General features: G+C 46.4%; 10 protein-coding genes, 1 pseudogene and 1 riboswitch. Of the genes and pseudogenes, 7 read left to right on the top strand and 4 right to left on the bottom strand.

Features of this window, described 5'->3' with window-relative positions:
• The first annotated feature begins 266 nt into the window (after window positions 1–266).
• From AC3CIC_RS19630 to gbpA, 4 genes are all read left to right on the top strand, one after another.
• Window positions 267–896, top strand: a complete 630-nt coding sequence (locus AC3CIC_RS19630; protein WP_016959649.1) for an NAD(P)H-dependent oxidoreductase — start codon at window positions 267–269, stop codon at window positions 894–896.
• Window positions 893–2,875, top strand: a complete 1,983-nt coding sequence (locus AC3CIC_RS19625; protein WP_488516805.1) for a monovalent cation:proton antiporter-2 (CPA2) family protein — start codon at window positions 893–895, stop codon at window positions 2,873–2,875. Before AC3CIC_RS19630 ends, AC3CIC_RS19625 begins: the two co-directional genes overlap by 4 nt.
• Window positions 2,875–3,354, top strand: coding sequence for a GNAT family N-acetyltransferase (locus AC3CIC_RS19620; RefSeq protein ID WP_488516804.1), 480 nt, complete (start codon window positions 2,875–2,877; stop codon window positions 3,352–3,354). The genes AC3CIC_RS19625 and AC3CIC_RS19620 overlap by 1 nt, the downstream gene beginning before the upstream one ends.
• Window positions 3,355–3,477: 123 nt before the next feature.
• A riboswitch (cyclic di-GMP riboswitch) is annotated at window positions 3,478–3,581 on the top strand.
• 80 nt (window positions 3,582–3,661) lie between these two features.
• On the top strand, window positions 3,662–5,224 hold the full coding sequence (gene gbpA / locus AC3CIC_RS19615) for an N-acetylglucosamine-binding protein GbpA (protein WP_488516803.1): 1,563 nt from the start codon (window positions 3,662–3,664) through the stop codon (window positions 5,222–5,224).
• A gap of 154 nt (window positions 5,225–5,378) precedes the next feature.
• Here the strand turns inward: gbpA and AC3CIC_RS19610 are convergent.
• Window positions 5,379–5,805: pseudogene (locus AC3CIC_RS19610) on the bottom strand (L,D-transpeptidase family protein).
• A 246-nt stretch (window positions 5,806–6,051) separates the two neighbouring features.
• A complete protein-coding gene (locus tag AC3CIC_RS19605; RefSeq protein WP_488516802.1) occupies window positions 6,052–6,630 on the bottom strand; it encodes a hypothetical protein in 579 nt (192 codons plus the stop codon).
• A gap of 441 nt (window positions 6,631–7,071) precedes the next feature.
• On the opposite strand from AC3CIC_RS19605, the gene AC3CIC_RS19600 reads away from it, so the two are divergent.
• From AC3CIC_RS19600 to pcp, 3 genes are read left to right on the top strand one after another with little or no spacing between them, the layout of a single operon-like run.
• Window positions 7,072–7,794, top strand: coding sequence for a DUF969 domain-containing protein (locus AC3CIC_RS19600; protein ID WP_029486365.1), 723 nt, complete (start codon window positions 7,072–7,074; stop codon window positions 7,792–7,794).
• 3 nt (window positions 7,795–7,797) lie between these two features.
• Window positions 7,798–8,703 carry a DUF979 domain-containing protein gene (locus tag AC3CIC_RS19595; RefSeq protein ID WP_394209092.1) on the top strand — a complete coding sequence of 302 codons (906 nt, stop codon included), beginning with the start codon at window positions 7,798–7,800 and terminating at the stop codon, window positions 8,701–8,703.
• A gap of 11 nt (window positions 8,704–8,714) precedes the next feature.
• A complete protein-coding gene (gene pcp, locus AC3CIC_RS19590) occupies window positions 8,715–9,353 on the top strand; it encodes a pyroglutamyl-peptidase I (RefSeq protein WP_017003735.1) in 639 nt (212 codons plus the stop codon).
• An 80-nt stretch (window positions 9,354–9,433) separates the two neighbouring features.
• On the opposite strand, the gene AC3CIC_RS19585 is transcribed toward pcp, so the two are convergent.
• Window positions 9,434–11,158: a hypothetical protein gene (locus AC3CIC_RS19585; protein WP_488516801.1), complete on the bottom strand. Its 1,725-nt coding sequence runs from the start codon at window positions 11,156–11,158 to the stop codon at window positions 9,434–9,436.
• Between the two features lie 386 nt (window positions 11,159–11,544).
• Window positions 11,545–13,305: a hypothetical protein gene (locus AC3CIC_RS19580; RefSeq protein ID WP_488516800.1), complete on the bottom strand. Its 1,761-nt coding sequence runs from the start codon at window positions 13,303–13,305 to the stop codon at window positions 11,545–11,547.
• Window positions 13,306–13,783: the final 478 nt, after the last annotated feature.

The raw sequence follows: 13,783 nt of genomic DNA, 5'->3' as shown, positions 1-13,783 counted from the left end.
CTTCTTGAATGTCGTACTCAGATTCAGCATGGGATGTCTTTATAGTATGGCCTAGTGACTCAAGTGTGATTGATGCGATTTCAACCAAGCGAGTGTTTAGTCTACCTTCTGAGAAAGGGTATATGCTCATTTACTAATATTGCAGAAAGTGCCAGTATTTTGCTACATTAAGTTACTAATGTTAACCAGCATTCAATTAGTAACCTATCTTGTCATGCGTTTGAAGCACTCACGTTAGCGGCACCAATGTCAAAAAAAGGAAGTTTATGGCCGACAATAAAAAGAAAGTGCTGGTGTTATTTGCGCACCCGTCTCAACGACGATCGGAAGTGAATGCGCCGCTTTATCAAATCGCACAGTCGGCTGATGGGGTCACCGTGGTTGATCTCTATGCCGAGTATCCGACCTTTCACATTGACATTGACCGCGAGCAAGCGCGTTTGCGTGAGCATGATGTGGTGCTTTTTCAATTTCCCCTTTATTGGTATTCAACGCCTGCCATCTTGAAAGAATGGCAAGATTTGGTGTTGGAGTATGGTTTTGCTTACGGCTCGAGCGGCACCGCATTGAAGGGGAAATACTTCATGTGTGCCATTACCGCGGGTGGACGTGAAGAAGCGTATAAATCCGATGGGTTTAACCACTTCAAAATTAGAGAGTTACTTTATCCTCTTGAGCAAATGGCGAATTTGACGGGCATGAATTATCTGGCGCCGTTTGCACTTTTTGGGTCGCGTACAGCTGCAGAAGAAGGAAAAGTCGGCCAACATACCGTAGCTTATAAAAAATTGCTGACTGCGCTGGTTGATGGCAGGTTGGATACGGATTTGCTTGCGGGTAGTGAGAAAATAACAGCACGCTCTATTGATAGTGTCATCAAGGAAGGGAAAGCATGACAGACTTATTCTTAAAGGCATTTATCTATTTAGTTGCCGCTGTCATCGCTGTTCCCATTGCTAAGCGTTTGGGTTTGGGCTCGGTTCTTGGCTATTTGATTGCAGGGGTGATTATTGGGCCTTTGACGGGGCTTGTGGGATCGGAGACTAATACGATTCAGCACTTCGCAGAGTTTGGCGTTGTGATGATGTTGTTCCTTGTTGGTTTAGAGCTTGAGCCGAAAATGCTCTGGGCAATGCGAAACCGCTTGATGGGATTAGGCGGGCTCCAAGTGGGTATTACAACGACCATCGTGATGGCGATTGCGTTACTCTTTGAGCAACCTTGGACCATTGCGCTTGCCATTGGCTTAATCTTCGCGTTGTCTTCGACTGCTATTGTGCTGCAAACCTTTAATGAAAAGCGACTCACCAAAACAGAAGGCGGTCGAAATGCCTTTTCAGTATTGTTGTTTCAAGATATCGCCGTGATCCCGATGCTGGCGTTTATTCCGCTGTTGGCACTTCCTGAGTTGGTGGAAAAGGCAAAACATGCCGCCGCTTCCGCGTCTGAACACCATGAACAAATGAGCCTAGTCGCGGGATTGCCGGGTTGGGCTGTCGGTTTAGTGATCTTGGGCTCAATCGCAGGTGTCGTTGTAGGCGGCCACTATTTAAGCCGTCCGTTACTACGCTTTGTTGCCAGCTCTGGTCTTCGTGAGATATTTACCGCCACCGCGCTGATGCTCGTGATTGGTATTGCCGCACTGATGAGTTTGATAGGGCTTTCACCAGCGCTAGGTACGTTTTTGGCGGGTGTCGTGCTGGCCAACAGTGAGTTCCGTCATGAGCTGGAATCAAACATTGAACCGTTTAAAGGACTGCTGCTGGGCTTGTTCTTTATTACCGTTGGGGCGGGCATCAACTTTGGCATCTTGTTTGAAGATCTTTTTGTCATTATTGGCCTAACCATCGGCCTCATGGCATTGAAAGCCATCGTGCTGCTTTTGCTGACCTTGATATTCAAGATCAAAGGCTCAGCTCGCTGGTTATTTGCACTGAGCCTCGCCCAAGCGGGTGAGTTCGGGTTTGTGTTACTCAGTTTCTCAATGCAAAATAATGTATTGCCTGCTGAAACTGCGCAGTTACTGTCGCTGGTAGTAGCAATTTCTATGTTTCTCACACCCGGTTTATTCATTCTTTATGACAACGTCATTTTGCCGCGTTACGAGAAAGTCTCCAATGACCGTGAAGCCGATGAGATTGATGAACAAGGGACGGTGATTATTGCTGGCGTTGGCCGTTTTGGGCAGGTAGTGAACCGTTTACTGACGGGTAATGGCGTGAAGACTGTCGTACTTGATCACGAAGCCACGCAAGTCGAAAATTTGCGTAAAATTAACATCAAAAGTTACTTTGGTGATGCCACTCGACCCGATCTATTGCATACCGCAGGTATCGAAGAATCGGCGTTGTTGGTGGTCGCCATGGATAACGAAGAAACCACCACCGAGCTTGTTGGGTACGTGAAACACACCTATCCCCATGTGAAAGTGCTCGCTCGTGCCTTTGACCGTGGGCATGCGTATAAGCTTCGCCATGCGGGTGCGGATTTTGTGATCAAAGAAACCTACCACTCTGCACTGGAAATGGGCGCAGAAGCGCTGCGTACGCTTGGCTCACATCCCTTTTTGGTTGAGCAGCAAAAAGCGATGTTTAACCAAATTGAGAAACAGAGCTCTGAAAAACTCTATCAAAGTTGGTTGGGCGGTGAAGAGTCTCAAACCTACGATAACCATTTCCAACATCTGTTCATTGAGTTAGAAGAAACCATTCGAGAAGCGATGGATACGGATCGCATGGATAAACATGCTCTCACTGAGCGTGAGTGGACGCCGCCACCAAAGGGTTACTTAGATGAATTTGGTGTGCCTCCTTCGGATGATCAGCCTAATGAACCGCTGAATGACGCGTCGGACGAACAGGAGAAACCCGCTTAATGTTGCTTGTGCCCTTTGAAGCAGCAGATGCACCACAACTTTGCGATTGGATACCAAACGCCAGAGACAATTACCTGTGGGGAGGTCCGGCGTTTGAATTTCCAATCACGGTTGAGCAGGTCGCAGCGCACTTTGCGAAACCCGAAGTGCGCCCTTTTCTCTTTCGTCATCAGGGTGAAGCAGTCGGATACATTGAGCTTTATCGAGTATCTGCCACTGAATACCGCCTATGTCGGGTGCTGATCGCCGCTGAAAATAGCCGTGGGCAAGGGTGGGGCAAAGCGATGGTGTCATTGGCACTGGATGTTGCCTTTGAAGAGCCTAAAATTACGACAGTTAGCTTGGCCGTGTTTGAGCGCAATAAGATCGCAGTCGCTTGCTACACCGCCCTAGGGTTCGACTTACTACAAGAAGAGACCAAAACGCGTGAGTTTCAAGAAGAAACATGGACGCTACTGAGAATGCAAAAGCGGCGTTAGGTGATAAAGCGTACTGCCACTACATACCCTGTGTGATCCTCCTTCCATTAAGGCTCTTGCCACCTCCGCGCCCCCTATATTTCTGTTGAATATCAAGCTATTCAGAATACGATGCGCGCGTTCCACAATTATCGGCAAACTGTTTGAAAAAACAGGACGCAAAGCCTCCGGTCTAAGAGTGTTCTCTGCTTAATGTCGAGAACAATGATGATAGCGGGGTTGCCATTTTCGAGATTGAAAATGTCTGCTTTTCGCGTCTGTCCGTGCTGTGGGTGAATAACAATAAAAACACTCAGGAAGTACATACATGCTCAAGATCCACACCTCTATTTTGTCTGTTACCGCCGCGCTTTTCAGCGCAAGCGTGATGTCTCATGGTTATATTAGTGCCGTTGATGATGGCTTAGCTGGCCGTGCGGCAATGTGTAAATACACCTCTGAAACGGGTGAGAAAAATACTGATTGTGGTCAAGTTCAGTGGGAGCCACAAAGTGTGGAAGGGCCAGAGGGTTTCCCAGAACTTGGCCCCGAAGACGGCAAACTGGCCAGCGCGGGATTGATCCAGTTTTCAGCGTTAGATGAGCAGACCGCTTCACGCTGGGTCAAACGCTCGATTGTGGCCGGTCAGAATGATTTTGAGTGGACGTTCACGGCAAACCATGTGACGCGAACTTGGAAGTACTACATCACTCAACCTGATTGGAACGTGAATCAGCCGCTGGCTCGCGCTGCATTAGATTTGAATCCGTTTTGTGTGATTGAAGGCAACATGCAAAAGCCGCCAAAGACCATGGTTCACTCGTGTAATGTGCCTGCTCGTGAAGGTTACCATGTCATTTTGGCTGTTTGGGATGTGGGTGATACTGCCGCAGCCTTTTATAACGCCATCGATGTGCAATTTGACGGCGAGCAGCCAGAGCAACCTAATTGGTCTCAACATGGTCAAATTAATCCTGGTATGAACCTGACAGAGGGCGATGCGGTATTTACCCGTGTGTTTGACAACGAAGGCGAGCGCCCAGAGCTGTCAACGCGTCTGATCATTGAGAGCGAAAAAGCCGGTGTGGCAAACACCTGGTCATTCGATCTTGCGGCAAAAATTAATCAGGCTAATAACGTTATCAAAGCGGGTGTTCGTGACAGCAATGGCAATTTTATCGCCGTTTACGGTGCTAATCCGATCTACTTGAAGAAAGACAGTGGGCTAGCACGTGTAGAAGTCGGGTATGACATTGTATCACCTGAGCCGGATTACGGCGTGATCATTGATGGCGTGGCATCCGAATACATGATTTCAGAAGACGGGATTGATCTCGATTTCACCGTTACGGCTTCTGGTGACATTACGGTTGAAATGACCGTTTACAATCACGCACAAGAAGCATTAGCTTACGAAAAGTTGTCGTTGGAAGATGGCGTGTCTGAAAACGTGAATCTACAACTGACGAAAATTAGCGCCGGTCACCATATGCTGGTTTCTCGCGTGAAAGACAGTGAAGGAAATCTGGTTGAACAGCAAACCGTAGACTTTCACCTGATTGAAAAAAGCGACCAGTGTGGCACTGATCCTGAGGCGACGAACCACCCAGCATGGGACGAAAACACCACCTACACAGGCGGCGAAAAAGTAAGCTTCAATAGTTTAGTGTGGGAAGCAAAATACTGGATTCAGGGAGCAGCACCAGAAAGCAGCGATGCGTGGAAATTGATCAGTACATTGCCAGTGGCGTGGACATCAGGCAAAGCGTATTTAACTGGCGAGCAAGTGTTGTTTGAAGGCAACCTGTATCAGGCTAAATGGTGGGTAAACAGCAGCCCAGTATCAGCACCAGAAGCATGGACGAACAAAGGCCCGTTTGCTTGTGAATAACAACGTACATTGTTGATAGCATAATAAATCAAATGACAAGCCTGATGCGAAGCAACGCATCGGGCTTTTTTTGTTTGGGCTGTTTGGGTACAAACAAAGGTCGACAATGTCTCTGATTTCATGTGATCAGAGTGAAAGCTTTGAGCAGAATGGCTTACCATTCAATTGTTATCGGCGTGCCTACTGAGACCATGCTCAGAAACTCATCCATCTGCTCGTTGGCAATCGCAATACAACCATCTGTCCAATCCTCACCTCGACTAAGGCTAGGGTGCGGTCGCCTCGTTCTTCTGACCATGAATCATGATTTGACCGCCAGGGCTCACGCCCAATAATTCAGCGCGCGCGAGATCTCGTGTGTTCGGATAGTTGATGCGGATAGAGCGATAAAAGCGGGATTTCTCGTTAATGAAGTCAAGGGTATAACGGCCTTCCGGCGTGCGTTTGTCGCCTTCACGTAGTTTGTGACCTTTCGGGTTGGCACCAAGTGCAATGGGATACCATTTGACGATCTTATCACCTTGGATCAGATACATTTTACGGGCAGATTTATCCACTTTGACCAAATCAATGTCAACCATACTGTTCGTCGCTTGAGCGGGTAAGGCAAGGATAATGGGCAGTAAAAACCACCATGAAGATTTGATAAAGCCTCGTATCACCGCTTTCCCCTTCATGACAGCCAATGGTAAAAATTCCGTCCCATAACATCCCTGAACTTTTTCCTACGAATATTAAGTATTACCACTTAATCGCAGTAAATACCCAATTTGGTGGGAAAATTACCAAAGGTCAGTACATTCAAGGCCTGCCCTGTGGCGATGTTATTACTCGGACATCACGTCAATGCAGTGATCCCATGTATTTTGAGAAACATTAAGGTGAGATGTTGACCTGCTGTCATAGACAGCATCGATGACCTCATAAGGTCGTGTCGGCTTATAGCTGGCGAATGCCATGTACGCATCTAATTTGGGCGCGCCGCTTTGTTTGAAATCATAAGCGCCGCCCGCAACTACAGCTTTTTGCGCACAGAAACTGGCGATATCTAACCGTTGTGACGGGATCTCAGCCACTTTCTGCGCACATTCACCAAACAGGTTGACTGAGTAATCCCAAGCACTGTCAAAGTCCGTGCTATAGATGCGCTGAACAGCGTTAATCTTAATTTTGGAGGAAGCCTCTGTTGCATAGCGTTCAATCAATGCTTGTTTAGGACGCTGTTTCAATTTTTCTGAAGCAATGAAATAGGCGGTATCTGCAAGCTCAGTGCAATACGACAGTTGAATAACTTCTTTGTTTGAATACAACTGAATGGTTTTTACCGGTTCAGGTTGAGTCGCACAGCCGACTAGAGAGGTTACAGCAAGCAGGTAGCCGAAGAAAAAACGAGTCGGAACCATCATACATCCTTATTGATAGGGGGCGATTCGAGGCAGCAGAAATGGAAATATTAGTGTGAATTATACCGCTATAAATGGACGCTAACTGTTTTCTAAATGAGACCTGTCGAAAGATGTTGAGGATTGCCACGTGGATGAAACTGAGTGTTTATCGTTCAAATGGATGAACTAGGCAATTAGCCTAAATTTTTTAACATTAAGTTATATCAATGAATCATCTTTAACGTGACTTTTTTGAATTTTTCTTCAATCAAGGCTCTGTCAGGTAAGGATTAAGGTGAAATAACTGTCACTGGTGGAAAGTTAACCTCAATAAATGAAATTATTGGTTATAACCACAAAAATCTCTGATTGGAGCTGCTTTTGGTGCTTTCGTATACTCGGGGTGTCGATGGGAGTTAAACCATTGACCATTACTTATATAAAGGCCGTGTAGAGGGCATCATGATTGATTTTTGGCCATTAATTGGCATTGTTGTAATTACGGTCGGGTTAGCGTTAAAACTCAATACGTTACTGGTCATTTTGGTTGCGGGCGTCGCAACCGGTTTAGTCGCAGACATCGCGGTAATGGAAATCCTGTCTATCTTAGGTCAATCCTTTACCCAAAACCGCTATATGTCCCTTTTCATTCTTATTTTGCCAATGATTGGCATTCTTGAACGTTTCGGCCTTCGTCAGCGCGCAGAAGCTTTGATTGGCTCGATGAAGAAAGCGTCAGTCAGTAAAATTCTGATGACTTACTTGTTGCTGCGTAAAGCGACCAACGGTATGGGTCTGAGTATTGGTGGTCACCCATCGATGATCCGTCCGCTTATTGCGCCTATGGCGGAAGCCGCCGCAGAAAAAGACTGCCCCAATTTGTCAGATGAAAAACGTCAGTCGATTCGTGCGTTATCAGCGGCGAGTGAAAATTTTGGCAACTTCTTTAGCCAGCTGCTGTTTATCGGCACAGGCGGTATTCTTCTTATCAAAGGCGTGATGACTGATAATCAACTCGACGTGAAGCTTGAAACCATGGCCTTGTGGGCACTGCCAACCGCTGTTGCATCGTTTGTGCTGTTCGTTATCTTCAGCAAAATCGTGGAAGTGCGTCTTCTTAAGTCATCGACCAATCAAAGTGCATCAGCGACTGCAAACGCTGATGCGCAAAAAGAAGGGCAATAACCCATGTTAGAGTACATTTATCAAACCACGGGTTTATTGCTGCTGGCGTTCTCGCTGCAAAGCTTCCTTGATAAAGAGAATCCGAAACGTATAGGTAGTGGATTGTTTTGGCTGATCTACGGCATGACATTCCTGTTTGGCGCGATGATCCCGAACTGGGTGACAGGCCTTATGGTATTGGCGCTTACCGCGTTGGCGGCGGGTGGGTTTATGGGCGTGGGCAACTACCGCACCACCACCGAAGAAGAGCGTAAACAAACAGCATCCGTGCTTAAAAACAAGCTGTTCATTCCTGCTGCTATCGTGCCAGTCGGCACGGTTGCTATCAGCCAGTTTACGTCACTCGGCGCGCTGGTAGGTTTGGGCATTAGCTCTATTGCAGCCATCGTTGTGGCGTTAATGATCACCAAAAGCAAACCGATGCACAGCCTTAACGAAGGACGTCGTTTGATCGACTCCATCGGTTGGGCTGCCATCTTGTCGCAGTTTCTCGCCGCGTTAGGTTTTCTGTTTAATCAGGCGGGTGTGGGCGATACCGTCGCGCAAATTGTCAAAATGATGATCCCTGAGAACATGCTGCTGGTGAACGTGATTGCTTACTGCGTAGGTATGACCATTTTCACCGTGGTGATGGGTAATGCGTTTGCCGCGTTTGCCGTGATCACAACAGGTATCGGTATTCCATTACTGATACTCGAAAACGGCGGCAACGCAGCCATCGTAGGTGTGCTGGGTATGCTTTCCGGTTATTGCGGTACGCTAATGACCCCAATGGCTGCCAACTTCAATGTCGTACCTGCTGCGTTACTTGAATTGAAAAATAAACACCACGTTATTTTGATGCAGGTGTTTCCTGGCCTGTGCATCTTGGCGTTCAACATCTTCGTTATGTATAGCTTTGCATTCTGAGAGTAGTAGTGATGAGAAAAGTATTGATTACAGGCTTTGAGCCTTTTGGTGGCGCTTTAGTTAATCCTGCATTGGAAGCAGTAAAGCAGCTTGATGGTTTTCAGCTTAATGGTGGCGAGATAGTTATCTGTGAAGTGCCTGTGACGCGTTATGACGCGATTAAAGCCGTCACTAAAGCCATTGAGACTCACAAGCCAACATTTGTGATTACAGTGGGTCAGGCTGCGGGTCGCAATGCGATCACCCCTGAGCGTGTTGCGATTAATATTGATGATTTTCGTATCCCAGATAACGGTGGCAACCAGCCAATCGACGAGCCAATCGATGAAGATGGCCCTGATGCGTATTTCAGTACCTTGCCAATCAAAGCAATCACTCGCGCCATGCAAGAGAAGGGTATTCCATGTACCGTCTCTAACACGGCGGGTACGTTTGTCTGTAACCATGTTTTCTATGGTGTTCAACATTTCTTGCGTGACACGGATATTGGACACGGCTTTATTCACATTCCATTGTTACCTGAACAAGCGGCAGCGACAGATCAACCGTCAATGTCTCTTGAAACCATTGTGGAAGGCTTGAAAGTGGCTGCGCAAGCAACACTGGATAACAAGCACGACATTGCAGTGGGTGCGGGAAAGATTTGCTAACAGCAGAAATGAACGTTGAAAGCTGAATAACGAAAAGCCTGACAGCGATTGCTGACAGGCTTTTTGTTAAGGTTTAGCGTTTAACGGATAACACACACGTTATTGCTAGCATTCTGATAACGTAGACCGCCGCTACCGTTACAGAAGGTTTCATTGAGTGTTATCTGACAGACAAGGTTACCGTTTGCATCGAGCTTTATGCTGCCGTTGATGGTGGTGTTAATGCGTGTGCCAGTGGTACCACCGTTGCTACAAACACCTGAGCTGTTTGAACCGCTGCCAGAATATGTAACAGAACGAAGATCTTTGACCTCAGTTACGCCAATTTGTGTGCTCCAGTCATTTTGCGAGCCGCCTCCATAACTATTGGTCGACCAAGACACACGTTTGCTAATGCTTTGAGCACTGATAGATGGCCCACCAATCCGGCCATTTGAACAGTTAACTTGCACATAAGCACCACTCACAGACACGGTTACAGCGCTATTTGTGCCACAGAGGTTTGGAACTAAAGGCTCATCGTTGTCTTCAATTGTCAAAGTGCCCGTTTGTTTATCGCTCTCATCGTCTTTGAACCAAGCATTTAGAGTGGCAGATTTAGTTTCTTCATCAGTGGTGTCATCAATAGTGGGGATTTGGACAGTAAATCCAGTCACGCCTGCAGGTACATTAACAACAATACCGCTACCCGTGATTTTAGTGTTGACTGTCGAGTCATCACTAAACACAATTTTAACGTCGCGATTATAGTCTTCGCCCGCTTTTGCCGTGCCATTTTTTAGTGAGAGGTTGACGTCTTTTGTTGCCTTCGTTTCCACATCAAACGTCACGGAGATGTTGCCTGTTTCACCCTCGGTGACCGTGTCGTTGCCCACAGACTGGACATTTATGACTCTATCACTCGGGAACACGGTAGGGTCATAGCATGTGTGGTCTTCTTGCGTGTTAGTTGATAGGGCATTCACGCGTGCGGGAAAGAGCCCTACTTGTGCTTTTTCGCCCGTATCAGGGTTCAATCGCCAAAGAATCGTGCTGTTTACGTTGCCGGTGACATTCTGATTTTTGGCGGCGACTAGCACTTGACCATTTTGATCAAGGGTAGCAGCAGTAACGAAATCGATATAGTGAAAGGACTTGAGTGCAACCTCGCCTGTCGCTGAGTTAACTGAAAAAGTGCGTGTATTCGTCACGTACAGCAGCTCTCCCTCATAGAATAAAAAATCACCCCACGAACTAAAACCGCCAAATCTGACCATATTACTAAAATTGGAAAGCTGGGTGACGACACCGTCACTAGGGTTAATAGAAAAAATTGTGTTTTGGTCTGATGCGATGAGCCGCTGTGACACACTGTCATAAGCCATTCGATAGATCACGGGCATGTTGGCTACCACAGTATGTGTTTGGGTGTTGTGGTCGTAATAGGCTAGTTGATTTGGTTTCGTATTGGCTGCATGAATTGACAGACTATTCAATTCGTCAGCGGAGACCACATCTTCAACACCCTCAATGTGATAACTAGTGGGTTGTAGCACACTCACGTAGTAGGTGCGATTGGTCGTAGGGTCATAGGCCATTGCAGAGCTGCTAAAAAGCGCCCGAGATTCCAAAATGGCACGCGTGCCGGGATTCGCATAGCCCAAGAGTTGTTTGTTCTCCTGAATATCCAGTAATAAGCCGACCTCGCCTCTGCCACCATTAATGGAATAGACATTCCCTGGGCAGGCGGCGTATGCGCTACTTGAACCCAGCACGACAACAGCGATGAAGTTAGCAAGGGCTTTTTTTTGATAGCTTTTGTACACGCTGAGCTCCTTTCATTAATCCTGTTGGTACAGTTTGTATTGTTAAAGCCTGAACCATTGTGTCTCACACTCTAACCTTAAAAATGATACGTGGAGTGGTCCAATTATGAGATGGTATTTATATATAAAATAACTAATGTAACGAAACCTAAAATAGGTCTTGATGATGCAAAAAGCCTTCTATCGACAAGGCTTTAATAGAGGAGTGGTATCAGAATATTTGTATTGGCCTTGAGCCTTTCGGTGCTTTCCGTCGACGCGATGAATGATGCTTATGGGAAGAGTACAGCGAGACTAAAAAGCCGCTCACAGAGCGGCTTAAAGATGGCATGTTCAGTTTGGCTAATTAGCCACTGACAGTTGATAGATGGTAATTTTATTGATATCTATTCGATAACATCACAGGCTTCTTCGGTATAGCTCGCTTTTCCTATTGCAACAATGGGTTGAGCAACACCGTTTACGCATTTCCCTTCCTTGACAACAATATTGCAAAACAATCCACTGCTATCAGATAGGCTCGAACCAAGAGCAATGCCACCTTGAACAACACTGTAATAGTAGCCGTTGGGATGAGTTTGACACACTTTGAACGCATTATCGTTTGCGGCATTGGTATATAAAAAATCTGTGATACCACTTGTGATCGAGACGCCAACGTTTGTTTTCCAATCAACATTCGATCCTTTACCTTCAGTCACAGTCTCCCATTCATTGATCAGTCCCGACCCCTGATAGTTCATGTTTAACTTTGTGACTAAGTCAGGTCCACCAATAACACCATTATCACAATCTATGTAAATGGTATGGCCATAAACGGATACAGACACATAACTGTACTGACTACAGATACTATTTTCGGTGAATACGTCGTTATCAGTGATGGTGAGCGTACCGGTTTTCCTATCATTGCCGTTTGCTAGCATTGATGCCTTAAGCGTTGCCGTTTCGCTCTCCTCTCCTCGTTTGTCATCCACGGTGTCAATGTTAACGTTAAACGATGCGACGCCCGCTGGCACAGCGATATCAGTGCCTGCAGACGTAATGGTTTCTTGGACACTTGAGCCATCACTGAACAAGATTTTCACGTCTCTTGAATAATCACTGTCTTTTGTTGTGCCATTCACCAGTTTCAATGTGGCGGTTTGCGACAATTTGGTTTGGTTATTAAAAGAGACTTTGAGGCTGGCAGTTTCGCCTTCTTCCACGGTAGGGTTGGTGATTTTCTTAACACGTGTTTCTTGTGCATTCGGGAAGGTCGTAGCGGTATAGCACGTGTGCTCTTCTTGTGTGTTGGTCGACATGGCATTCACACGAGCAGGGAAGAGGCCGATCCTAACTTGCTCACCGGTCACTGGGTCAACGCGATATAACCATGTGCTGTTGATGTTCCCACTGACATTCTGATTCTTGGCGGCAACAAGAATTTGACCGTTTTGGTCGAGGGTAGCCGCGGTGACAAAGTCAATGTTATGGAATGATTTGAGCGTCATTTCAGCCGTGGACGGGTCGACAGAGAAGGTACGGGTATTGGTGACGTACAAAAGCGCATTGTCTTTAAAGACAAAGTCCCCCCAAGACGAAAAGCCCCCAAATGCGATGTTATTGTCGAAGGCTTTGGTGTCAGACACGGCACCAGAAAGGGGGTCAATAGAAAACAGCTTGGTTGCATCGGACGCGATGAGTTTACTGTTGGCCTCATCGTAAGCCATTCGCAGTGTAGCAGGCACGTTGGCGACCACGGTATGGCGTTGTGCATCGTGGTCAAAATAGGCAAGTTGATTGGGCAACGACGTTGACGCATGGAGAGAAAGGCTGTTGAACTCGTCGGACGAGACATGCGCGCTTGCATCTGCGACATGATAATCAGCCGGTCTCGGCACGCTGACATAATAGGTGCGGTTGGTGGTTGGGTCGTAGGCCATGGCAGAGCTACTAAAGGCCGCCCTAGATGATATTAGTGCACGGTCTCCCGGGTTCGAATAGCCCAGCAGTTTATTGTCTTCTTTGAGGTCGAGTAGGAAGCCAACGTCGCCCCGCCCCCCGTTGATAGAATAAACATTGCCAAAACATTGTGCTTGTGCGGTGTTGGCTGCCATGGCTGCCAGTGATAATGCAAGGGAAGAGAGTGCTAGACGTGCTTTCATGAATAGTCCTTGTTGTTTTACGTATTTTATTATTTTGATGGGTGCTGTTTATGGCCTTTGAGTGAAATCTCTAATATCCATTCCTTTAAGCAGAGAGTTTTTATGAATCAGAAGGTAAGCAATAGTGAGTCTATATTTTGGGAATTATGCACGATAGAGGTGCAAGTGGACGTCTCCATTATGAGATGTGTTGCATATTAATTATTTAGAATATACTAATAAGAGAGTACTTTCGTGATTCTTATTCTTTCTATTTCTAACAGTCTGATTGTCGATGAGTTTAGGATGCTGAAATACTGTTGGTTGATAATTTATATAAATATTAATGTCTGTGTTTGGATGTGAGTTAAATAACCAAAGATTGAAGCGACATGTGATAAAAAGCCGCTCTGTTGAGCGGCGTAAATGACAATATTTACAATAAACCAACACTATAAGCACCATGAATTTTTATTCACGTAGCAGTGTCTTAATGCCT

The sequence above is a fragment of the Enterovibrio sp. QJM3NY_24 genome (genome assembly GCF_057786035.1).
The sequence above is the reverse complement of the archived record's forward strand: the minus strand, read 5'-3'. Positions and strand labels throughout refer to the sequence as shown.

Excerpts from the sequence above, each read along its gene's own strand:
- gbpA (WP_488516803.1), top strand. The coding sequence starts at position 3,662 with ATGCTCAAGATCCACACCTCTATTTTGTCTGTTACCGCCGCGCTTTTC.
- AC3CIC_RS19605 (WP_488516802.1), bottom strand. The coding sequence starts at position 6,630 with ATGATGGTTCCGACTCGTTTTTTCTTCGGCTACCTGCTTGCTGTAACC.
- AC3CIC_RS19595 (WP_394209092.1), top strand. The coding sequence starts at position 7,798 with ATGTTAGAGTACATTTATCAAACCACGGGTTTATTGCTGCTGGCGTTC.
- AC3CIC_RS19620 (WP_488516804.1), top strand. The coding sequence starts at position 2,875 with ATGTTGCTTGTGCCCTTTGAAGCAGCAGATGCACCACAACTTTGCGAT.
- AC3CIC_RS19600 (WP_029486365.1), top strand. The coding sequence starts at position 7,072 with ATGATTGATTTTTGGCCATTAATTGGCATTGTTGTAATTACGGTCGGG.
- AC3CIC_RS19580 (WP_488516800.1), bottom strand. The coding sequence starts at position 13,305 with ATGAAAGCACGTCTAGCACTCTCTTCCCTTGCATTATCACTGGCAGCC.
- AC3CIC_RS19630 (WP_016959649.1), top strand. The coding sequence starts at position 267 with ATGGCCGACAATAAAAAGAAAGTGCTGGTGTTATTTGCGCACCCGTCT.
- AC3CIC_RS19625 (WP_488516805.1), top strand. The coding sequence starts at position 893 with ATGACAGACTTATTCTTAAAGGCATTTATCTATTTAGTTGCCGCTGTC.
- pcp (WP_017003735.1), top strand. The coding sequence starts at position 8,715 with ATGAGAAAAGTATTGATTACAGGCTTTGAGCCTTTTGGTGGCGCTTTA.